The following is a 22,344-nucleotide window of genomic DNA, read 5'->3' on the forward strand; positions in this document are numbered from 1 at the left end:
ACCTTGAATTTCCGCTCATGCTGAGCTTGTCGAAGCACAGGCCGCATGGCGCAACCGGAGCCGCACAATCATGACCCAGCACTGCGGTCTCGTCGCCGTCATCGGCGCCCCCAACGCGGGCAAGTCCACGCTCGTCAACGCGCTCGTCGGGCAGAAGGTGGCGATCACCTCGGCCAAGGCGCAGACCACCCGCGCCCGCCTGCTCGGCATCGCGCTCGAGGGCGAGGCACAGATCATCCTCGCCGACACCCCCGGCATCTTCGCGCCGCGCCGCCGCCTCGACCGCGCTATGGTCGCCGCCGCCTGGGAAGGCGCGCAGGAAGCCGACGCGATCCTGCTGATCGTCGATGCGGTGAAGCTGCGCCGCCACGAACTGATGCCGCTGCTCGAAACGCTGAAGGACCGCACCGAACGCAAGGTGCTGGTGCTCAACAAGGTCGATGCAAGCGCCAAGGAAAAGCTGCTGGTGCTGGCGCAGGAATTCACCGCCGAAGTGCAGTTCGACGAGGTGTTCTTCGTCTCCGCCCTCAGCGGCGACGGCGTGCCGGAACTGAAAACCTGGCTCGCCGGGCAGATGTCCGAAGGACCCTGGCACTACCCCGAAGACCAGGTTTCCGACGCCAGCGAACGCCTGCTCGCCTGCGAAATCACGCGCGAACAGCTCTACCGCCAGCTCCACGAGGAACTGCCCTACGACGCCGCCGTGCGTCCTGAGGCCTATACCCCCCGCAAGGACGGCTCGGTCGAGATCCGCCAGCAGATCGTGGTCACCCGCGACAACCAGCGCGCCATCGTGCTGGGCAAGGGCGGCTCGAAGATCAAGGCGATCGGCGAGGCCGCGCGCAAGGAACTGAGCGAAGTGCTCGGCCAGAAGGTCCACCTCTTCCTCCATGTGAAGGTCGAGGAGAACTGGGCCGAAACCAAAGACATCTACGAGGAAATCGGACTCGACTGGGTGAAATGATGAAGGCCGCATTCTCGACCCTCACTGCCACCGCATTCCTGCTGTGCGGCTGCGCCACGCCTTACATGAAAGCCGTGGCCGCCGAGAAGGCGCAGGTCACCCTGGTGGAAGAGAACCTGGCCGGGCAACGCTACGTCGCCATCGGCTCGTCGTTCGCTGCGGGACCGCAGCTGCCGCCGGTCAAGCCGAGCTGGCCCGCGCGCTGCGGTCAGAGCTTCAACAACTACCCGACGCTGCTCGCCGAGCGCTTCGGCATGGTGCTGATCGACCGTTCCTGCTCGGGTGCGGTGACCGACAACGTGCTCGGCCCCTGGGGCGAAGTGCCGCCGCAGATCAACAGCGTCACGCCCGACACCCGGCTGGTCACGATCACCATCGGCGGCAACGACCTGTCGTACATCGGCAACCTGTTCTCGGCGACTTGCGCCTTCAACGCGAAGATCATCGCCGCCTCGGGCGCCAAGACAAAGGCCTGCGGCCCGGTCCGCATCCCCACCGAGGCCGACTACGTCCGCGACGAGGCGCAGCTCAACGAGATCGCCCGCCGCATCAAGGCGACCGCCCCGCAGGCGCGCATCGTCTTCGTCCAGTACCTGACCCCCGTGCCGCCGCCGGGCAAGCTCTGCGCCGACACCCCGGTCAGCGAGACCGACGCCGCGATCGTGCGCGAGATCGGCCGCCGCCTTGCCGAGATCACCGGCCGCGTGGCGCAGGCGCACGGCACCATCGTCGTCGAGATGAACCAGTCCTCGGCCACGCACACCCCTTGCGACAAGGAGCCGTGGATGATCGGCTCGCCGCAGGGCTACGACGGGCGGCAGGGCCTGCAATGGCACCTCAACAAGGCGGGGATGCAGGCGACGGCGGACGGCATTTCCTCGTGGCTCATCAAGGCCGGCGTAAGGCCAGTGAAGCCTTCGGTGACGGTCGAGCCCGGCCTCAATCCTCCGGGACCGGCGCCGACGAAGCCTGCACCCGGGCAGCCGATTCCCGCCGTCCCGGTGCCGGCACCGACGGCCGCCCCAACGGCCAAGCCTACACCGGCGCCGACGGCCAAACCGTCGAACGAGACGAAGAAGCGCTCGTAACGCCGCGGAAGTCTGGCGACGGCGCGATCCGCCGTCGCATTCCTGCAATCAAAACGCCTTAAGCGCCCTTTCCCAACAACCGCCGTTCCCCCCGCGGCCGGAACGAGGAAAGGGTCGCTCATGGTCGCGCGGAGTGCCGCCGCGGCGCAACGGAATGTTCCGATTGCCGTTCGCCATCCTATCGGCGCCCGGCTTCGGTTGGGTTCGCTCGCGCTGTACCTGCCGATCGCCTTCGCATTGCGACTGCTGATGCTGGGCAAGCCCGCATTCCAGTCGGACGAGCAGTTCTACCTCCTCGTCGGGCAGCGCATGGCGCAGGGCGCCCTTCCCTACGTCGACATCTGGGATCGCAAGCCCTGGGGCCTGTTCGCGCTCTATCGCGCCGTTTACGCCCTGCCGTTCGATCCGGTCTTGACTTATCAGTTGCTCGGCCTTGCCTGCTCGGTGCTCACCGCGCTGCTCATCGAGCGCATTGCCCGCCGCATCGCTCCGCCCCGCGCAGCGCAGTGGGCGGGGCTGGTCTATCTGCTTTGGCAGCCGGTGTTCAACGTGGCGCTTGGCCAGTCGCCGGTGTTCTACAACCTGCCTGTCGCCCTTGCCGCGCTGATCGTCGTCGATGTGCGAACGCGGGCGCACGATCCCTTGCTTGCCCGCCGCGGCCTGAAGGCGATGCTGCTGTTCGGGCTTGCGATGCAGATCAAGTACACGGCGGTCTTCGAAGGCGCTGCCTTTGGCCTGATGCTGCTGGGACGCGGCAGGGCGGACGGCTGGCCGCCCCGGAGACTGGTCCTGACGGGCGCCGGATGGATCGCGGCGGCGCTGGCTCCGACTGCGGCGGTCTGGACAGGCTATGCATGGCTCGGCCACGGCGATGCCTTCGTGCAAGCCAATTTTACCTCGATCCTGGGCCGCACGACGGACATGGCCGATGCCTTCGGTCGGCTCGCCAAGGAATGCCTGGCGCTAATCCCCTTCGCGCTCGCCCTGCTTCTGGCGCCCCATCGCCTGCGCCCCGTTCGCGGAGAGCGTCCGGCCGCCCTGCCGTACCTGCGCATTTGGGCGCTGGCGAGCATCGGCGGGTTCCTGGTTTTCGGCACTTGGTACGACCACTATCTCGGCCCCGTGCTGGTGCCGCTGAGCGTGCTTGCTGCCCCGGCCCTCGCACGTAGCCGCCCGGGAGAGCGCTGGTACGGCCAACTGCTCCTGGGCATGGGTGTCGTCGGTGCAATCGCGGTACCCGCCCTGCAGGTCCGCGAAAGGGGCGATGCCACGCAGTTCGCGAGCATGACACACGCGATCACGCGCGAACTGCACGGCCGCTGCCTTTACGTCTTCGAGGGCGACAGCGCGCTCTACCGCACCACCAACACCTGCATTCCAACGCGATTTGCCTACCCAAGCCACCTCAATGCGATGAATGAAGCGGGCGCGCTGAACATCGACCCGGTGAGCGAAGTACGCCGCATCATGGCCAGCCGCCCCGGCGTGGTGGTGATCGGGCTGTCGAAGCGTCCGAACCGCGCCAACGACAAGACGCGCGACATCGTCATGAAAGCGCTGCGCAGCGATTACCAAACTTATGCGCAGGCCAGCCTAGGCACCCGCCGGTTCGCGCTGTGGCGGCTGAAATGACGCCGCCCCGGAACTGATCCGGGGCAGGAGACCGTCACCGCGCCTTGGCGATGTTCATGCCATGCTGGCGCGCCGCATCCTTGGTCGATTCCTCGGTTCGGTTGAGGGCCTTGGCAATTTCCTTGAGGCCCTTGCCCTTGCCCGCGAGGGTCTGCAGCTTCTGCAGTTCCTCGGGCTTCCAGGGCTGCTTGTGCTTGGCAACCTTGTCGCTCATGCTTCGACATCCCACGGTGCGGCGCTGTCCTGATCGGCATCTGCGGCCGCCTTCTTTTTCGGTGCTGCTTTCTTGGCCGTTGCCTTCTTTGCCGCCGGCTTCTTGGCACCGTCCGTCTTGGCGGCGGCAGTCTTCTTGGGCGCCGCCTTCTTGGCTGGCGCCTTCTTCTTGCCCTTGGCCGGCCCCTTGGCCGCCTTCTCGTCGATCAGCACGACGGCCTGCTCGGCGGTGAGGTCTTCCGGCTTCTGGTCGCGCGGGAGGGTGGCGTTGGTGGTGCCGTCGGTGACGTAAGGGCCGTAGCGTCCCGCCATGACCTTGATCTCGCCGCCGCTGGTCGGATGCGCGCCCAGCACCTTGAGCGGTTCCGCTTTGGTGCGCGAGGCCGCGCCGCCGCGATTGGCGGCGTCAGCCAGCATCGAGACCGCGGCGTTCATGCCGGTGTCGAACACTTCCGCCGTCGAACGCAGCCGCGCATACTTGCCGTCATGCGCGAGGTACGGGCCGTAACGGCCGATGCTGGCAGTGATATCCTTGCCCGTCTCCGGGTGCGGACCCACGGTGCGCGGCAGGCTGAGCAGCTTGATGCCCCATTCCAGCGTCAGTTCGTCGATATCCTTGGGGATCGAGGCACGCTTAGCCTCCTTGCCCTCGCCGAGCTGGATGTAGGGACCGAAGCGCCCGGTACGGCGCATGATCTCCATGCCGGTCTCGGGGTCCTTGCCCAGCCCTTCGTCATCGCCGCCTTCGGCGTTGCCGCCGGGCTGCGCGAACTTGCGGGTGAATTTGCACTCCGGATAGTTCGAGCATGCGACGAACGCGCCGTAGCGCCCGCCGCGCAGGGACAGGCGCCCCTCGCCGCACTTGGGGCAGACACGCGGATCCGTGCCGTCCGCCTTGGGCGGGAACAGGTAATCGGAGAGGAATTCGTCCAGCGCCTCGGTCACTTCCGAGGGCTTCTTCTCCATCACCTCGTCGGACTTGGGCTTGAAGTCGCGCCAGAAGGCTTCGAGCAGGGCCTTCCATTCCTGGCGGCCGCCCGAGACGTCGTCGAGTTCGTCCTCCATGCCCGCCGTGAATTCATAAGCCACGTAGCGGGGGAAGAAGCGTTCGAGGAACGAGGTGAGAAGTCGCCCCGTCTCCTCTGCGAAGAAACGGTTCTTCTCGGTCCGCACGTAAGCGCGGTCCTTGATGACCTGGATCGTCGCGGCATATGTCGAAGGACGCCCGATGCCCAGTTCCTCCAGCCGCTTCACAAGACTGGCTTCCGAGAAGCGCGGCGGGGGCTGGGTGAAGTGCTGCTCGGCGGTCACGTCCTTCTTGGCCGGCATGTCGCCCGCCTTCATGAAGGGCAGCAGGCCTGCCTCGTCGTCATCGTCGGCCTTGTTGTCGCGGCCTTCCTCGTAGACGGCAAGGAAGCCCGGGAATTTCACCACGGTGCCGGTGGCGCGCAGTTCGTTGCGGCCAGTTCCGTCGCGCAGGGTTACGGTGGTACGCTCAAGCTGGGCCGAAGCCATCTGGCTGGCCATCGCGCGCTTGAAGATCAGATCGTACAGGCGCGCCTCGTCCCCTGAACCGAAGCGGTCCTTGGTGAACTCGGTGGGACGGATCGCCTCGTGCGCTTCCTGCGCGTTCTTGGCCTTGGTCTCGTAGTGGCGTGGTTTTTCCGGGACGAAGTGGCCGGAGAAGCGCTCGGCGATGGCGGCGCGGGCGGCCGAGATCGCACTCGGGTCCATCTGCACGCCGTCGGTACGCATGTAAGTGATCGCGCCCGCTTCATAGAGCGTCTGCGCCACGCGCATCGTCTGGCTGGCCGAGAAGCCCAGCTTGCGCGCGGCCTCCTGCTGCAGGGTCGAGGTGGTGAACGGCGGCTGCGGGTTGCGGCGATGCGGCTTGGTCTCGACGCCCTCGACCTTGAAGGCGCCCTGCTCCACCGCCGTCTTGGCGCGCATGGCGATACCCTCTTCGCCCAGGCTCAGGCGGTCGAGCTTCTGGCCCTCGAAGGTCACCAGCTTCGCGGTGAAGTCGGTCCCGTCATGCGCCATCTGCGCGGCAACGGACCAGTACTCCTGCGGCGTGAACGCCTCGATCTCGCGCTCGCGATCGACGATCAGGCGCAGTGCCACCGACTGCACGCGGCCCGCCGACTTGGCACCGGGCAGCTTGCGCCACAGCACCGGCGAAAGCGTGAAGCCGAACAAGTAGTCCAGCGCACGGCGGGCGAGGTAAGCGTCGATCAGGTCCTGATCCAGCTCGCGCGGCTGGGTCATCGCCTTGGTGACGGTTTCCTTGGTGATCGCGTTGAAAGTGACGCGCTGCACGTCCTTGGGCAGCGCCTTGCGCTTGGCCAGCAGTTCGCGCACGTGCCACGAGATCGCCTCGCCCTCGCGATCAGGGTCGGTCGCGAGGATCAGGCGGTCGGCGGTCTTGGCCGCGTCGGTGATCGCCTTCACCTGGCGCTGCTTGTCGCCGTAGAGTTCCCAGTCCATCGCGAACTCCTCGTCCGGGCGGACGGAGCCGTCCTTGGGCGGCAGGTCGCGGACGTGGCCGTAGCTGGCGAGGACCTTGTAGTCCTTGCCCAGGTACTTCTCGATGGTCTTTGCCTTGGCGGGCGATTCTACGATGACTAGCTGCATTCTCTAACTCGATCTGCCCCTCGCGTGCGCGCACGCATACATACACGTACAAGGTGGGTCGTGTTCGACCGGGCCGTCAAGCCCCGCCGGGACGGCTCCCTTGCCGCATAAGCGCTGCGGGATAAAGACGCACCGTCGATTTCTTCCGGGCAGCACGCTCACCCAAGACTGACCCGCCCACCGGCGTGGCGGGCAAGCCTGCCGTCCAGTTCCAACTCTAGCAGGGCAAGCTGAACGGCAGCGGCGCTCGCGCCCGACTGGCGGATCAGTTCATCGACGGCAACCGGCGCGGTCGTGAGCAGACCCGCCACGTCGGCGGGATTGGCGGCCGCTGCCGACGGCACCTCCTCGCCCCAGTCACGGGGCGCTTCGCGCAGGCTCGTCGGCACCGCGCCCGAAAAGTCGGTCAGTTCCTCGATCACGTCCTGCGCTGCCTGCACCAGCGTGGCGCCGTCGCGGATCAACTGGTTGCAGCCATGCGAGCGCGAATCGAGCGGAGAGCCGGGGATCGCCATGACCTGCCGCCCCATCTCGCCCGCCAGCCGCGCGGTAATGAGCGAGCCGGACTTCGGCGCTGCCTCGACCACCAAGGTGCCCAGGCACAACCCGGCGATGATCCGGTTGCGGGAGGGGAAATGGCGTGCCAGCGGCTCGGAGCCGGGAGGCTGCTCCGCCAGCAGCAGACCGTGCGTCGCGACCTCTTCCTGCAGGGCTGCGTGCTCGGGCGGATACGTGATGTCGATGCCGCTGGCGATGATGCCCACGGTCGCTCCACCCGTCGCGAGTGCGCCCTGATGCGCGGCCCCGTCGATGCCGCGGGCGAGGCCGGAAACGACTGTCCAGCCCTCTCCGGCAAGTTCATGCGCGAACTCCCGTGCCAGCCGGATCGCGGCAGCGGAAGCATTGCGCGCGCCGACCATGGCGACGCACGGCCGCGCCAGCACGGACATGTCTCCGCGCCAGGTCAGGATCGGCGGCGCGCCCTCGGTCTCGCCGAGCAGGCGCGGATAGTCCGGCGAATCGTGGAAGAGATAACGCGCGCCGGTTTTGCGAGCGGCGGCGATCTCGTCGTGAACGCGGCGCTCCGGCGCGGGTGCGTAAGGACGTCCGGATCGCCCCGCGACCTCCGGCAAGGCCGCGATCGCATTTACTGCGTTGCCGAACCGGGCCAGGAGGTGGCGGTAAGTGACCGGTCCGACATGGGGCGAGCGTAACAGGCGAATGCGGGCGAAGGCCTCGTCCCGCGAAAGACCGCCCGGGGCACTCACTTTTTCTTGCCGCCTCCGATGCGCGGTTCGGTTCCCGCACGCAGACGGGCGATGTTCTCACGGTGCTGGAACAGCACGAGCGCGGCAATGACGGTCAGGACCAACCCCGCCTGCGGATAGCCCAGCACGAACGCGGCAAGCGGCGCGACGATCGCCGCAGTCATGCCCGATACCGAGGAGATGCGCACCGTCGCCAGCAACCCGATCCACGTCAGCGCGTAAGCCAGCCCGACCGGCCATGCGAGACCGAAGGCCACGCCCGCTGCGGTCGCCACGCCCTTGCCCCCCTTGAAACGCAGCCAGACCGGGAAGCAGTGGCCGAGGAGCGCGCCCAGGGCTGCCAGCGGTGCCGTTTCGGGCCAGATCTGCGCAGCGATGAGTACTGCAGCCAGACCTTTCAGCAAATCGAGCAGCAGCGTGGCAGCGGCAAGGCCCTTGCGCCCCGTACGCAGCACGTTGGTCGCGCCGATGTTGCCCGATCCGATCGAGCGCAAGTCGCCAGCGCCGGTCACCCGGGTCAGAATGAGGCCGAACGGCACGGAGCCGAGCAGATAGCCGAGTACGAGCGGAAGAATCCAAGTCATGCGACGCGCCTTAGCGCCCTATCGCGCTTTGCAGAAGACAGGTTGCAGCATTCGGCGTTGCCGGGACAACCCCGACGCGGTTAACAGGTGGCAAGGTCCAGGGATTGATGATGGCTTCCGATATCGAGAGCGCGCCGCAGAGCGTCGCCACCACGCTTGCAAGGATCGATGCGACGTCGCCGATCCTGCTGTTCGATTCGGGCGTCGGCGGGCTCACCGTGCTGGAGGAAGTGCGCAAGGCCCTGCCTGATGCGCCGATCATCTATGCCGCCGACACCGCCGGACTGCCTTACGGCACCAAGACCGAGGCGCAGATCGCGGCGCGCGTGGCCGGGCTGCTCGGCCGCATGACGGAGCGTTTCCGCCCGCGTCTGGTCTGCATCGCCTGCAATACCGCCTCGACCATCGCGCTGGGCATGGTGCGCGAAGTGCTGGAAGTGCCGATCGTCGGCACCGTGCCCGCCATCAAGCCCGCCGCCGCGATAACGAAGACCGGCGTGATCGGCCTGCTCGGCACCGAGGCGACGATCCGGCAGGCCTATGTCGACCGGCTGGAGCACGAATTCGCCGCCGGAAAGCGGCTGCTCCGCCACGGCGCGCCCGGTCTCGTCGAGGCGGCCGAGGCCAAGCTGCGCGGCGAACCCGTCGATCCCGCGCTCATCCGTCATGCCGCCCAGGCGCTGCGCATGCAGCCCGATGGCGAGCGCATCGACACCGTGGTTCTCGCGTGCACGCATTTCCCGCTGGTCGAAGCCGAACTCGCCGAGGCTTTCGGCCCAGGCGTACGCTTCGTGCACGGCGCACAAGGCATCGCGCGGCAGGTCGCGCGTCTCACTGCGGGACAGGAATATTCTCGCCAACGACCCGACCGCGCGCTATTCACCGGACAGGGAGAATTGCCCGGTGCCTATGCCGAGAAGCTGGCGCATTACGGGCTCATGAGGATCGAGAGGTTTTGACGCGACGGCTCAATGTATGGTTGTTGTCGGTACTGCTCATCATCGCCATCCCCTACTACTGGTTCCTGGCCGATGCCGGGGCGGGGATCGGGAGCGGTGAGCCCAGGGCAAAGCCGCTGACGATAGGCGCTCTGCGCAAGCTCGCGGACGCGAGCGATGGCCAGCGCCCCATCGAACTGCGCGTCGAGACGGTGGGCCTGCGCATGACCTCGCGCAACATGCTGGTGGCGGGCGGCGGTCTGCGGCAAGCTCCCAACATTATCAGCGCTTATGAACTGATCGTGCCGGGCAACGGCCCGATCGTGATCGACGCCGGAATCTCCCGCTCCTCGGCCATGACGCACGAGTTCGATCGGTACAGCGGCGAGGCACAGGCCCGCATCGAGACCGCATTGTCGAAAGCCTCCCACGTCATCCTGCTCGCCGACAAGCCGACTCACAACGGCGGCTATCCAACGGGCACGCACCGGGTGGAGCAGGAACTGCCGCCCTCGGGCGACGTGCCTTATACGCTCGCGCCCGGCGTCGTGGTGATTCCGGCCAGCGGCGTCGCGCCGGAAGCGAACATGGTCTACGTCCGGCTCTCGGACGATCGCGAGTTCCTGTTCGCCGGTGACATCGCCAAGCTCGCCGTCAACTGGAAGGAATTGCGCCTTCCTGCACGCATCGCCACCCGCGGAGAGATTGCCTCTTTCCGCAGAGAAACCCTCTCCTGGTTGATGACGATCAATGCATTGCACCGCGCCGCGCCGCAGATGACGATCGTTGCGGGGCACGAGCCTTCCAAAATCCCGTTTTCCGCAGGCACGTTTTCCGATTAGCCCTTAGGTACAAGCGACTGGCAATGAGAGACGCGATAAGCTATTGGCCGCAGCAAATGCAGTCCGGGCAACGGGCGCAACGCTTTGGGCAGGCGCCGGAACAGGCAAGGCAGGACAAAGTCGACACCGTGAACTACGAGCACATTTTCGACCAGGCGATCGAGCGCCTTCACTCCGAAGGGCGCTACCGCGTCTTCATCGACATCCTGCGCAACAAGGGCGCCTATCCGAACGCGCGGTGCTTCGCCGGCCACAACGGGCCGAAGCCGATCACCGTGTGGTGCTCCAACGACTATCTCGCCATGGGCCAGCACCCCAAGGTGATCGAGGCCATGGAAGAGGCGCTGCACGACGTCGGCGCCGGCTCCGGCGGCACCCGCAATATCGGCGGCAACACGCATTACCATGTCGACCTCGAGGCCGAACTGGCCGACCTGCACGGCAAGCAGGGCGCGCTGCTGTTCACTTCGGGCTACGTCTCGAACGACGCCACGCTCTCGACGCTGGCCAAGCTGCTGCCCGGCTGCGTGATCTTCTCGGACGAACTGAACCACGCCAGCATGATCGCAGGCATCCGCAATTCGGGCTGCGAAAAGAAGGTCTGGCGCCACAACGACCTCGAACACCTCGAGGAACTGCTGGCCGAGACCGATCCTGCCCTGCCCAAGCTGATCGCCTTCGAATCGGTCTATTCGATGGACGGCGACGTCGCCCCGATCCACGCGATCTGCGACCTCGCCGAAAAGTACAACGCCCTCACCTACATCGACGAAGTCCACGCGGTCGGTATGTACGGCCCACGCGGCGGCGGCATCACCGACCGTGACGAGGCCGCCCACCGCATCGACATCATCGAGGGCACGCTGGGCAAGGCGTTCGGTGTCATGGGCGGCTATATCGCCACCAACAACAAGATCATCGACTGCATCCGCTCCTACGCGCCGGGCTTCATCTTCACGACCTCGCTCTCGCCGGTGCTGGTCGCGGGCGTGCTCGCTTCGGTGCGTCACCTCAAGAGCTCGAGCGTCGAGCGTGAGGGCCAGCAGCGTTCCGCCGCGATGATGAAGCTGATGTTCCGCGATGCGGGCCTGCCGGTTATGGACTCCGTCACGCACATCGTCCCGCTCATGGTGGGCGATCCGGTGCGCGCCAAGCAGATCAGCGACATCCTGCTCGCCGAATATGGTGCCTACGTGCAACCGATCAATTTCCCGACCGTCCCGCGCGGCACCGAGCGCCTGCGCTTCACCCCCGGCCCCGCGCACACCGAAGAGATGATGCGCGAACTGACCGAAGCCCTGGTCGAAATCTGGGACAGGCTGGAAATGCGCCTCGCCGCCTGAGACGAGCGGCACGCTTTCGCAGTTGCAAGATATTCTTGTCCGAAAGGCCCTCCGCACCGCGCGGGGGGCCTTTTTTCTCACGCGCTCCGTTCCCAAGTGCACGTGCGTTGCGGCGCTTCCAGCGCTCTCTCCCCCCTTTGCAACGACATGACCAGAGGACCATCCATGGCAAAGCTCTTCGAGCCCCTTACTCTCGGCGACGTCACGCTCGCCAATCGCATCGTCATCGCGCCGATGTGCCAGTATTCCGCCGAGGACGGCCGCATGACCGACTGGCACACCCAGCACCTCGGCCAGCTTGCCCAGTCGGGCGCCGCCATCCTGACGATCGAGGCAACCACCGTCCTGCCCGAGGGGCGCATCTCCTACGCCGACGTGGGCCTGTGGGACGACGCCACCGAGGCAGCCATGGGCAAAGTCCTGGAAAGCGTCCGCCGCTGGTCGAAAATGCCCATCGCCATCCAGCTTGCCCATGCCGGTCGCAAGGCCAGCACCGCCAAGCCATGGGACGGCGGCGCCCAGATCGCACCGGACGCAGCCAACGGCTGGCAGACGGTCTCTGCCTCCGACCTGCCCTTCCAGAAGCATGAGAACGCGCCGGTGGCGTTGGACAGCGCCGGGCTAGCCCGCGTCCGCACCGCCTTTGCCGAGGCCGCGCATCGCGCCGCACGGCTCGGGATCGACGCCATCCAGATCCATGCCGCGCACGGCTACCTGTTGCACCAATTCCTGTCGCCGCTCTCCAACACGCGCACGGACGAGTATGGCGGCAGCCTCGAGAACCGCATGCGCTTCCCGCTGGAAGTCTACGACGCGGTGCGCGCAGCCTTTCCTGCCGAGAAGCCGGTGACAGTGCGCCTCTCCGGCACCGACTGGGTAGAGGGTGGCTGGGACATCGAGCAGACCGTCGCCTTCTCCAGGGCTCTGGAAGCGCGCGGCGCGGCTGCGATCCACGTCTCCAGCGGCGGGCTGCACATCGAGCAGAAGATTCCCGTCGGCCCCAACTATCAGGTGCCGCTGGCAAGGGCGGTGAAGCAGGCGGTGTCGATACCGGTGATCGCCGTGGGCCTCATCACCGAACCGGAGCAAGCCGAAGCCATCATCGCAACCGGCGATGCCGACATGATCGGGCTTGCGCGTACCGTGCTCTACGACCCGCGCTGGCCGTGGCATGCCGCAGCGGCGCTGGGCGCAAAGATCGCCGTGGCGCCGCAGTTCCTGCGCAGCCAGCCGCGCGCCTACAAGGACCTGTTCGTCAGCGCCTGACAAACAGCGTGTCGCCGCCCGCCCGCTTCGCCACGACGAAGCCCGGCGGCGGCGGCAGGTCGACCGGAATCCCGCCCGAAACCCAGACCGCGTCGAAACCATCCGCACGCATGCCCGCAATCTTTACGTTCATCGCGGCAAGGTCCGGCCGGTTTTGAGGGCAAAGCGGCGCCACGTCCTGCGTCCCACCGGACCAGCGCTGCGCGAGGAGCGGGTCGCGGACGGTCATCAGCTTGGCATTGTCGACCATAAACAGCGTGTTGACGTAGACATCCCTGCGCGTGAGCGCATAGCTGCCCAGCTTCTCGTCCGGCACCAGACGCCAGGGAAAACCGCAATCCGGCGCCGCCCAGAGATAGCCGACGCGCCCTCCGCGCGGCACGGCGCCGAGCAGCGTCAGGCGTTGTTCGAGGACGTGGCCATGGCGCACCCAATCCCGGGTCACTGTCCCCACGCGCACGCAGAACAACGCGATTCCCGCCATCACGATCAGGCGCTCCCGTTCGGGACGGGCGCTCGGCGTGATCGCCAGCACGAGGGCCAGCAGCGCGATAGGCGCGGTACGCAAGTCCGTGCCCCATGCATTGAGGATCGTCGTGGGGGCCGCGACCGCCGCGAAGGCGAGCAGCACCCCGCTGACGAGCAACCTCCGCTCCAGCCTGCGCCCCGACGCCCACAGCAAGGCAACCCCACTGACGCAGGCCAGCGCCGCCAGCAAACCGATATCCACCAGCTTGTCCGTGCCTCGCAGCACGCTGGCGAAGACCACGATCTTGGTGTTAACGAAGTCGACGTAGGCCGGGCCGCTCCCGTGCCCCGCCGCCTCGGAACGCCAGAGCAGCAGCGGCACGACCGGCACCAGCAGAACGAGATTGCGCCGCATCGCCGGCCACACTTCGCGCCAGCTTCCGAGCTTCCCCAACTCGTTGCCCGCCGCGAGGATAAGCAGGACCACCCAACTCGCCATATGCGCCGTCCACACGACCAGCGCCGCAACTGCCAGAATCACCTGCTCGCGTCCGCTTTCGCGCGGCCGGGTGTACAGCCATGCCGCAACCAGCAAGGCCAGACCGATGCCCATGCAGTAATTGAGAAAACCCCACATCCATGCCTGATGCATGGCGAAAGGCAGTGCAACGAAAGCGCTTGCGCTCACTCGCCCATGCGCGGCGCGGGAAAGCTGGAACAGGCCCATGACCGTCAGCGGCGCCAGCAAGGCTCCAACCACCAGCGTCGCACGCTCGCTGCCCAGCAGGGGCGCCAGCAGCACCGAAGGCAGATCGGCACCGAGGTTGGCGATCCACTGCCAATGTACCGCAAATATCCTGCTCAGCGCAGGATCGGCCGTGATGTTGGCCAGAACGTGATGCCGTGCCATGTGCGACGGCATGTCGACGAAACCCGGCACCGGCGCCAGCAGCACCGGCAGGAAAGCCAGCGCCACCATCGCAGGCATGAGCATCCGCCAGCGCGGGATCGGGGTGCGGTCGTCGAGTTTCGGCATCGGCATCATCTAGCGCCACGAGGGTTAAGATCGCCCCAATCGCCCACGCAAACGAAAACCCCCGGAACCATCGGTCCCGGGGGCCTCTCGTTATTCGTAACTGATCGGATCAGCGCAGCGAGACGACGTTGTCCGAAACGCGCGGGTCCTTCCGGCCGGTGTAGAGGCTGGCCATCGGCTCGTCCTGGGCCAGGACGACCTCACCGCCGCCGAAGCCGTTGAACGCCGTGCGCATGGCGGCACCATAGGCGCCCAGCATGCCGACCTCGATCCAATCGCCCGCCTTGATGTCGGCGGGGAGCAGGAAGGGGCCTTCCATGAAGTCGGCATCGTCGCAGGTCGGGCCGTAGAAGGAGAACTCCTTCAGCTCCGACGAACGCTCGCCGTCCCCATTCTTGTCGATGCGGCCGATGGCCTTGACCGGGAAGCGCCACGCGACGTGCGCCGCATCGTAGAGCGCGCCATAAGCACCGTCGTTGATGTACAGTTCGTCACCGCGACGCTTCTCGACCTTGACGATCAGCGAGTTGTACTCGGCTGACAGCGCGCGGCCGGGCTCGCACCACAGCTCTGCGTTGTAGGCGATCGGCAGCGCCTCGAAGTGACGATGGATGATCGCGAAGTAGTCCTCGAGCGGCGGCGGTTCCATGCCCGGGTACGACGAGGGGAAGCCCCCGCCGACGTCGACCATGTCGATGACCACGCCAGCGGCCGCAATGGCCGCACGGGCGCGCTCGAGCGCCTGCACATAGGCGAACGGCGTCATCGCCTGCGAACCGACGTGGAAGCACACGCCCAGCCAGTCGGCGACCTGACGGGTGGCCTGCAGCAGTTCGCCCGCATCGGCGACGTCGATGCCGAACTTCGACGCGAGGCTCAGTTCCGAATACTCGGACGACACTCGCAGACGCACGCAGAGGCGCAGGTCGGTGGCGGTGTTGCCCTCGGCATCGGTGGTGGCTTCGACGATCTTCTCGACTTCCTCAAGGGTGTCGAGGCTGAAGGTACGCACGCCGTGCTGGAAGTAGGCTTCGCGGATCGCGCTGGCGGTCTTGACCGGGTGCATGAAGCACAGGGTCGCGTCCGGCAGGACGCCGCGCACCATGCGTACCTCGGTGATCGAGGCGACGTCGTAGTGCGTGATGCCATTGTCCCAGAGGATCTGGACGAGGTCGGGCGACGGGTTCGCCTTCACCGCATAGAGCGACTTGCCCGGAAACTTCGTGGCGAAGAATCGGGCAGCGCGCGCCGCAGCATGCGGGCGGTTCAGAATGACTGGTTCGTCAGGCGCGAGGGTGCGCGCTACGGCCGGTGCGTCGAGGAATGCGTGCAACTCAAGGGACCCCCAAACGGTGTGTTAACAGACAAGAGCTGCCTTGCGGTTTGGAAGTCCCCATGGGGCAGCGAGGGGCGGGATATAAGGCTCAGGACATGAATCGCAAGTGAAAAACGGGGACTTTCACAAAAACGTCATCTAGCCGGAAGAGGGCGCCGAACCGGGCGTACGATCTCAGGAAATTCCGTTTTTCTGCAGCGGTTTGCATTGATCCACTCCATTGCAGCGTGATGACACCCCAGTGACAGTCAGGCCGTCCGTGTCATCGTTTGCAACGCGGCAAGGCGTAGGATCGGTCCCGGACGATTCGCCTTAACGGGATTGGCTGCATCATGGGCACGACGGGTGGTTGCAGCTTCGCAGACACCCGCCCCTTTCATGCTTAACGCCCGCGTCAGGATACCTCCGGGGATCAGCTCAGACGGCTGCGGAAGTCCTCGTAATCGAACCGGCGGACGCATTCGAGCGCGTCGGTTTCCGAATCCCACAGCCAGATCGACGGCAACGGCACGCCGTTAAAGGTCGTCGTCTTGACCATCGAGTAATGCGCCTGGTCGAGGAACGCGAAGCGCTGTCCGGCTTCGGGATCGGCCGGCAGCACATAGTCGCCGATCACGTCGCCCGCGAGACACGACGGGCCGCCGAGGCGTATGGCCTCGGCTTCATCCTCGCCGCGTTCGCCAAGCATGGCGGGGCGATACGGCGCCTCGATCACGTCGGGCATGTGGCACGTGGCGGAAATGTCGACGATCGCCACCGGCATGCCGTTCCAGCCCACATCGAGCACGGTACCCACGAGAATCCCGGCGTCCAGCGCAACCGCCTCGCCAGGTTCGATGTAGATTTCGGCGCCGGTATCCTCGGCCATGTCGGCCAGGAATTCGATCAGTTCCTCGCGCTGGTAATCCGCGCGGGTGACGTGGTGGCCGCCGCCGATGTTGATCCACTTGATCTGGCCGAAGAACGGTTCGAGGAAGTCGAAAACCTTGTCCCACGTCCGCTTGAGCGGCTCGAAGTCCTGCTCGCACAAGTTGTGGAAGTGGATGCCGTCGATCAGGCCGACATGGTCCTCGGTAAGCTGGTCGATCGGGAAGCCAAGGCGCGAATGCGGCGCGCTCGGATCGTACTTGGGGACTTCGCCTTCGGGGTGCAGCGGGTTGACGCGTAGGCCGATGTCGAAGCTCTCTCCGCGCGCGCGGGCGCCTTCGATGAAGGGCCAGAAGCGCTCGATCTGGGCGGGCGAGTTGAAGATCACGTGATCGGAAAGGCGCAGGATCTCGTCCATGTCCTCCGCCTTGTAGGCCGCGCAGTACGTGGCGATCTCGCCGTCGTAGAATTCCGAGGCGAGGCGCGCTTCCCACAGGCCCGAGGTGCAGACGCCGTCGAGATACTCGCCCACGATCGGCGCGGTGGACCACATCGAGAAGGCCTTCAGCGCCGACAGCACCTTCGCGCCAGACTGTTCGCCGATGTCGCTCAGGATGCGCAGGTTCGACCGCAGCTTGGCGGCATCGATCACGAAGGCAGGACTGTCGACGCGCGACAGGTCGAAGTTCGCGAAAGCGCCCGGATCGCCGGCTCTGGTTTCCATGATGCTTAGTCCCAAGTCAGCCCAGCGGGCCTTTGAAAATGAACCACGCCCCTGCCCCGACAAGGCAGAAGCCGACGATCTCGTTCCAGCCCGGCTTCTGCCCGAACAGCGCCCAGGCCACGAGCACGAAGCCCAGCAGCGAGAACGCCTCCTGCATGACCTTGAGCTGGCCGAGCGAATAGGCGGAACTGCCGATCCGGTTGGCGGGAACGGCCAGACAGTATTCGAAGAAGGCGATGCCCCAACTCATCGCGATCGCCACCCACAGCGCCTTTCCGGGCACCTTGAGGTGGAGATACCACGCCGTATTCATGAACAGGTTGGAGCCCGCCAGCAAAGCCACGGGGGCGACGAAGGACCAGTTCATGCCGCTCAGTCGACGCAGATCGCATAGGCGGACTTGCCGCCCTTGATCTCCGCATAGCAGCCGAACAGGCGATCATCGGCCTGGCATTGCCCGGTCGCCGCCTTGTCCGGCGCTACCGAACCCGCGCTGCCCACGCACTTGCCCTCGCACTGCGCGGAATCGGTGCACTGCCTGCCCGCATCGGCATAGGCGTGCACGCACATCTCCATGCCGAGCATCCCGCGCCGCTGCACCGTGCCGCCGCCGGAGGTGCAGGCCGCCTTGTCCGCCGCGCTCATCTCGCGCGCATAGGACTGGTTGCCTGCAGGCTCGGCGGGACCGGTCGGCGCCGTGGGCGTGACCGGCCCGGGTTGGGGCGCGGCGGCGGGGGTGCAGCCACCCAGCGCCAGCGCGCCCAGCGCGGTCAGGAACAGGAGGCGCGAGCGGCCGCCCATCAGAACGGAAGCGGCTCGGACAGTTCCTCGACGGTCCACGGCAGGCCGTGCTTGTTGAGCATGTCCATGAAGGGATCGGGATCGAACTGCTCCATGTTGAACACGCCCTCACCCGACCATGCGCCCGTCACGACCATGGCCGCGCCGATCATCGCGGGTACGCCGGTCGTGTAGCTGACGGCCTGGTTACCGGTCTCGGCATAGGCGTCTTCGTGGTCGCAGATGTTCTTGATGTAGAACGTCTTTTCGCCCGAACCGTCGAGCGCTTCGCCGGTCGCGATGTCGCCGATGTTGGTCTTGCCCTTGGTCGTGGGGCCAAGCGATGCAGGCTCGGGAAGGACCGCCTTCAGGAACTGCAGCGGCACGATTTCCACACCGTTGTAGATCACCGGGTCGATGCGGGTCATGCCCACGTTCTGCAGCACGGTGAGGTGCTGGATGTACGCATCGCCGAAGGTCATCCAGAAGCGGCCACGCTCCATTTCCGGCAGGAATTTCGCAAGGCTTTCAAGCTCTTCGTGGTACATCATGTACATGTTCTTGGGGCCGACGCCCTCGAAGTCGAAGCTCACCTTCTTGGCCATCGCCGGGGTCTCGACGAAGTCGCCGTTCTCCCAGTGGCGGGCCGGCGCGGTCACTTCGCGGATGTTGATCTCCGGGTTGAAGTTCGTCGCGAAGGCCTGGCCGTGGTCGCCGCCGTTGCAGTCGAGGATGTCGAGCGTGCGGATGGTCTTCAGCTTGTGCTTCTTGAGCCACATCGCGAAGACGCTGGTGACGCCCGGGTCGAAGCCCGAACCGAGCAGCGCCATCAGGCCCGCTTCCTTGAAGCGCTCCTGGTAGGCCCACTGCCAGTGGTACTCGAACTTGGCCACGTCCTTGGGCTCGTAGTTCGCGGTGTCCACGTAGTGCGTGCCGGTCGCAAGGCAGGCATCCATGATCGCAAGGTCTTGATAAGGCAGGGCAAGATTAACCACCAGCTTCGGACCGATCTCGCGGATCAGGGCCGAGGTCGCCGCCACGTCGTCGGCGTCGATGGCGTAAGTGCCGATCGTCACGCCGGTGCGCGCCTTGACCGATTCCGCGATCGCCTCGCACTTCGAGACCGTGCGGCTGGCGAGGTGAATGTCCGAGAAGATATCGGGATTCATCGCCATCTTGTGGACCGCGACCGATCCAACGCCGCCCGCACCGATCACCAGAACCTTGCTCATCAACCTGTCTCCAATGCGCCTTGCCGATTGAACGAGGCCAATCGAAAGCGGGCCATATAGGGCCGTTCTGTGACAACTCAACTGTCCGGCACCCAAGGTGCACATAACGGCACCCAAAGGCACCCTAACGGCACACAACGCAACCGCAAACGCCGCACAGGCCGCCCCGAAGTGTCATAAACCGCCTTCAACCCGTCATCACCCGGTCACCCCACGGTGTCATCCGCGCCGCATCCCTTCGCAGGAGCCAGTGCCATGACCAGCCCTCTTTCCGGCAACCGTTCAAATCTCATCGAGAACGCGGTCGTCCGCGACGAAGCATCGCGCAAGAGCAAGCTGCTCGACAAGGCGTTCGCCATGGCCTTCAAGGGCCTCGTCTACGCACAGATCTGGGAGGACCCGGTCGCCGACATGGCGGCGATGGAGATCACGCCCGACAGCCGCATCATCACCATCGCCAGCGGCGGCTGCAACGCGCTGTCGTATCTGACCGCGGACCCGGCGGGCATCACCGTGGTGGACCTCAACACCGCGCACATCGCGCTCAACAACCTGAAGCACGCCGCCGTGCGCCACCTCAGCCATGTCGAAGTGCGCCGCTTCATCGCCGAGGCCGACCGTGCCGAGAACGTCGCCCTCTACCGCGAGAAGCTGGCCCCGCACCTCGACGAGGCGACGCGCCGCTACTGGGAAGGCCGCGACCTCGTCGGCCGCCGCCGCATTGGGGCCTTCACGCGCGGCGTCTACCGCCATGGCCTCCTCGGCGGCTTCATCGGCGCAGCGCACGTCATCGCGAAACTGCACAAGGTGAACCCCGCCGAAATCCTCGACGCTGCATCGATGGAAGAACAGCGCCGCATCTTCGACGAGCGCTTCGCCCCGGTGTTCGAACGCCGCTTCGTGCGCTGGCTGACCAAGCACCCCGCCTCGCTGTTCGGCCTCGGCATCCCCCCTGCGCAGTACGACGCGCTGGCGGGCGGCCAGTCGATGGCGGACGTGCTGCGCGGCCGGCTGGAGAAGCTGGCCTGCCACTTCCCGGTCAACGATAACTACTTTGCATGGCAGGCGTTCTCGCGCGGGTACGGCAAGGGCACAGAGGCCCCCCTGCCCCCGTACCTGCAGGAAGCCAACCTGCCGCTGGTCCGCGACCGGCTCGACCGGCTGGACCTGCGCCACGCCAACTTCACCCATGTCCTCGCCGCAGCGGACGACGCCAGCTACGATCGCTACGTCCTACTCGACGCGCAGGACTGGATGACCGACGCGCAGCTTACCGAACTGTGGACCGAGATCACCCGCACCGCCAAGCCCGGCGCCCGCGTGCTGTTCCGCACCGCTGCCGAACCCTCGCTCCTTCCCGGCCGCGTGCCCGATGCCATCCTCGACCGCTGGGACTACCGCGTCGAGCAGTCGCAGACGGCGACGCTGGCCGACCGCTCGTCGATCTACGGCGGCGTCCACCTTTACGTGTTCAAGGGCTGAGCCCGCATGGCAACTCTCGCCCCCGACCACGCCGCGCTGATGGATCGCATCTACCGCTGGCAGCGCCCGATCTACGACCTGACCCGCAAATACTACCTATTCGGCCGCGACCGCCTGATCGACGAACTCGACGCCAAGCCCGGCATGGCGGTGCTGGAGATCGGCTGCGGCACCGGCCGCAATCTCGCGCATGTCGGCAGAACGTGGCGCGGGGTGAAGCTGTTCGGCCTCGACATCTCCAGCGAGATGCTGCGCGCCGCGCGCAAGACGCTGGGCACGAACGGCACACTGGCGCTGGGCGACGCCACCCGCTTCGACGCCGCCGCGCTGCTGGGCCGCGAAGGCTTCGAGCGCGTGATGCTATCCTACGCCGTCTCGATGATCCCGGACTGGCAGGCCGCGCTTGCACAGGCCGCCGCGACGCTTGCTCCGCGCGGACGGCTGCACGTCGTGGACTTCGGCGACTGCTCCGGCCTGCCCGGCCCCTTGCGCAAGCTGCTGCTCGGCTGGCTGGCTCGCTTCCACGTCACGCCCCGGCTGGACCTTGCCGACGTGGCGGGCCGCGTCGCGCATGAGCAGGGGTTGGAACTGGAGGTTTGGCGCGGGCCTCTCGGATATTACCAGATGGTGCGACTTTCGCGGACCTGAAGGCTGAAAGGGAAAAGAGAGGGCCATTGCCCTCGCGCTCCCGGAACTGGCCACGCTGAGCACGCAGCTTTTTTCGCTGACTGTAACCAAAGAGTCATACTGCAGAATACTTACAGACATTAAACTGTCACAATTGAGTCATAGTCGGCGCACTCCATTCGGGAGGGAGATAACCAATGCGCTCGATCATCCATGGCCTATGCACGCTCGCGGTGGTCTTCATCGCCGCGCCCGCCTGCGCATCGGAGGATGAGCAGCTTTGGCTGGGCAGCACCGCGACGGTAAAGCTAGGCGACAAGTGGCGCTTTTCACAGGAAGTGATCGGGCGCTTCAGCGACGATCGCGACGGGCTCTACGAAGTCGAATCGAACTCCCTGATCGGCTACAGGGTGGCCGACAAGGTGACCGTGTGGGTCGGCTATACCCACGATCCGAACTATGAAGCCGGCCATTTCTCGGTGATGGAACACCGCGGCCGCCAGCAGGTGACCTTCGATAATATCGTGAAGATCGGCCCCGGGCAGCTGAGCGCCCGCCTGCGCGTCGAGGAACGCTGGCGCGAAGGCATCGGCGGCACCGCCTACCGGCTGCGCCCTTACGTCAAATATGTCCTGCCCTTCCGCAAGGACAGCAAGACCGCGCTGGTACTCAGCCACGAGAGCTTCATCGACCTCAACGAAACGAACTTCCAGCGCGTCCAGGGCGAGGAGCGTATGCGCAACATGATCGCCGTGACGACCCCGCTGGCGAAGAATGTGAACCTCGAGGTCGGCTATCTCCACCAGCATGGCTTCCGGCCCGATGCCGACGACAGCAACGACAATGTCGCCTCGGTTTCACTGGGGTTCAATTTCTGAAACGGGAGACGTGATGGAAAGATGCCGCCTTATCCTCCCTGTTCCGCAGGAATGGGGAGGTGGCAGCCCACAGGGCTGACGGAGGGGTTTCTCCCCCTCCACCACCCGCTACGCGTGCGGTCCCCCTCCCCATTCCTGCGGA

At 66.0% G+C, this 22,344-nt stretch carries 20 protein-coding genes; 10 read left to right on the forward strand and 10 right to left on the reverse strand.

Annotated elements, in window-relative coordinates:
• Positions 1 to 70: 70 nt before the first annotated feature.
• The 3 genes from era to ACYPYD_RS05395 all read left to right on the forward strand — a co-directional run bounded on the left by era (position 71) and on the right by ACYPYD_RS05395 (position 3,684).
• Entirely contained in the window at positions 71 to 964 is an 894-nt protein-coding gene (gene era, locus ACYPYD_RS05385; RefSeq protein ID WP_036522661.1) for a GTPase Era, read from the forward strand.
• Positions 964 to 2,052 (forward strand): SGNH/GDSL hydrolase family protein, encoded by a 1,089-nt coding sequence (locus tag ACYPYD_RS05390; protein WP_172704977.1) that lies wholly within the window; start codon positions 964 to 966, stop codon positions 2,050 to 2,052. The genes era and ACYPYD_RS05390 overlap by 1 nt, the downstream gene beginning before the upstream one ends.
• Before the next feature lie 198 nt (positions 2,053 to 2,250).
• Positions 2,251 to 3,684 carry a glycosyltransferase family 39 protein gene (locus tag ACYPYD_RS05395; protein WP_459662363.1) on the forward strand — a complete coding sequence of 478 codons (1,434 nt, stop codon included), beginning with the start codon at positions 2,251 to 2,253 and terminating at the stop codon, positions 3,682 to 3,684.
• Positions 3,685 to 3,718: 34 nt separating this feature from the next.
• Here the strand turns inward: ACYPYD_RS05395 and ACYPYD_RS05400 are convergent, their stop codons facing one another.
• From ACYPYD_RS05400 to plsY, 4 genes are all read right to left on the reverse strand, one after another.
• A complete protein-coding gene (locus ACYPYD_RS05400; RefSeq protein ID WP_008828827.1) occupies positions 3,719 to 3,898 on the reverse strand; it encodes a hypothetical protein in 180 nt (59 codons plus the stop codon).
• Positions 3,895 to 6,531, reverse strand: coding sequence for a type I DNA topoisomerase (gene topA / locus ACYPYD_RS05405; RefSeq protein ID WP_459662364.1), 2,637 nt, complete (start codon positions 6,529 to 6,531; stop codon positions 3,895 to 3,897). Before topA ends, ACYPYD_RS05400 begins: the two co-directional genes overlap by 4 nt.
• A 158-nt stretch (positions 6,532 to 6,689) precedes the next feature.
• Entirely contained in the window at positions 6,690 to 7,799 is a 1,110-nt protein-coding gene (dprA, locus tag ACYPYD_RS05410; RefSeq protein ID WP_459662365.1) for a DNA-processing protein DprA, read from the reverse strand.
• Positions 7,796 to 8,383 carry a glycerol-3-phosphate 1-O-acyltransferase PlsY gene (plsY, locus tag ACYPYD_RS05415; protein ID WP_008828830.1) on the reverse strand — a complete coding sequence of 196 codons (588 nt, stop codon included), beginning with the start codon at positions 8,381 to 8,383 and terminating at the stop codon, positions 7,796 to 7,798. Before plsY ends, dprA begins: the two co-directional genes overlap by 4 nt.
• Positions 8,384 to 8,490: 107 nt before the next feature.
• Here plsY and murI point away from each other — a divergent pair, with 107 nt between their 5' ends.
• From murI to ACYPYD_RS05435, 4 genes are all read left to right on the forward strand, one after another.
• Complete coding sequence (gene murI / locus ACYPYD_RS05420; protein ID WP_459662366.1) at positions 8,491 to 9,342, forward strand: glutamate racemase; 852 nt, start codon at positions 8,491 to 8,493, stop codon at positions 9,340 to 9,342.
• Between the two features lie 23 nt (positions 9,343 to 9,365).
• Positions 9,366 to 10,163: a hypothetical protein gene (locus tag ACYPYD_RS05425; protein ID WP_459662367.1), complete on the forward strand. Its 798-nt coding sequence runs from the start codon at positions 9,366 to 9,368 to the stop codon at positions 10,161 to 10,163.
• 128 nt (positions 10,164 to 10,291) lie between these two features.
• Positions 10,292 to 11,506: a 5-aminolevulinate synthase gene (gene hemA / locus ACYPYD_RS05430; RefSeq protein WP_069709120.1), complete on the forward strand. Its 1,215-nt coding sequence runs from the start codon at positions 10,292 to 10,294 to the stop codon at positions 11,504 to 11,506.
• 165 nt (positions 11,507 to 11,671) lie between these two features.
• A complete protein-coding gene (locus tag ACYPYD_RS05435) occupies positions 11,672 to 12,772 on the forward strand; it encodes an NADH:flavin oxidoreductase/NADH oxidase (protein WP_069707571.1) in 1,101 nt (366 codons plus the stop codon).
• On the opposite strand, the gene ACYPYD_RS05440 is transcribed toward ACYPYD_RS05435, so the two are convergent.
• The 6 genes from ACYPYD_RS05440 to ACYPYD_RS05465 form a co-directional block, all read right to left on the reverse strand.
• Positions 12,762 to 14,219: a hypothetical protein gene (locus ACYPYD_RS05440; protein ID WP_459662390.1), complete on the reverse strand. Its 1,458-nt coding sequence runs from the start codon at positions 14,217 to 14,219 to the stop codon at positions 12,762 to 12,764. The two genes, ACYPYD_RS05435 and ACYPYD_RS05440, sit on opposite strands and share 11 nt — an antisense overlap.
• 166 nt (positions 14,220 to 14,385) lie before the next feature.
• Positions 14,386 to 15,609, reverse strand: coding sequence for a type III PLP-dependent enzyme domain-containing protein (locus ACYPYD_RS05445; protein ID WP_285021843.1), 1,224 nt, complete (start codon positions 15,607 to 15,609; stop codon positions 14,386 to 14,388).
• A gap of 415 nt (positions 15,610 to 16,024) precedes the next feature.
• Complete coding sequence (locus ACYPYD_RS05450) at positions 16,025 to 17,203, reverse strand: carboxynorspermidine decarboxylase (protein ID WP_459662368.1); 1,179 nt, start codon at positions 17,201 to 17,203, stop codon at positions 16,025 to 16,027.
• Positions 17,204 to 17,219: 16 nt separating this feature from the next.
• Positions 17,220 to 17,570, reverse strand: a complete 351-nt coding sequence (locus tag ACYPYD_RS05455; protein WP_008828838.1) for a DMT family protein — start codon at positions 17,568 to 17,570, stop codon at positions 17,220 to 17,222.
• 5 nt (positions 17,571 to 17,575) lie between these two features.
• On the reverse strand, positions 17,576 to 18,004 hold the full coding sequence (locus ACYPYD_RS05460; RefSeq protein ID WP_459662369.1) for a hypothetical protein: 429 nt from the start codon (positions 18,002 to 18,004) through the stop codon (positions 17,576 to 17,578).
• Entirely contained in the window at positions 18,004 to 19,215 is a 1,212-nt protein-coding gene (locus tag ACYPYD_RS05465; protein WP_459662370.1) for a saccharopine dehydrogenase family protein, read from the reverse strand. Before ACYPYD_RS05465 ends, ACYPYD_RS05460 begins: the two co-directional genes overlap by 1 nt.
• 255 nt (positions 19,216 to 19,470) lie before the next feature.
• Between ACYPYD_RS05465 and ACYPYD_RS05470 the strand changes: the two genes are divergently transcribed.
• The 3 genes from ACYPYD_RS05470 to ACYPYD_RS05480 all read left to right on the forward strand — a co-directional run bounded on the left by ACYPYD_RS05470 (position 19,471) and on the right by ACYPYD_RS05480 (position 22,202).
• Positions 19,471 to 20,697: a BtaA family protein gene (locus ACYPYD_RS05470; protein WP_069707566.1), complete on the forward strand. Its 1,227-nt coding sequence runs from the start codon at positions 19,471 to 19,473 to the stop codon at positions 20,695 to 20,697.
• Between the two features lie 6 nt (positions 20,698 to 20,703).
• Complete coding sequence (locus ACYPYD_RS05475; protein WP_069707565.1) at positions 20,704 to 21,345, forward strand: class I SAM-dependent methyltransferase; 642 nt, start codon at positions 20,704 to 20,706, stop codon at positions 21,343 to 21,345.
• 176 nt (positions 21,346 to 21,521) lie between these two features.
• On the forward strand, positions 21,522 to 22,202 hold the full coding sequence (locus tag ACYPYD_RS05480; RefSeq protein WP_008828843.1) for a DUF2490 domain-containing protein: 681 nt from the start codon (positions 21,522 to 21,524) through the stop codon (positions 22,200 to 22,202).
• The last annotated feature ends 142 nt before the right edge of the window (positions 22,203 to 22,344 follow it).

Source organism: Novosphingobium sp. 11B, assembly GCF_054589055.1.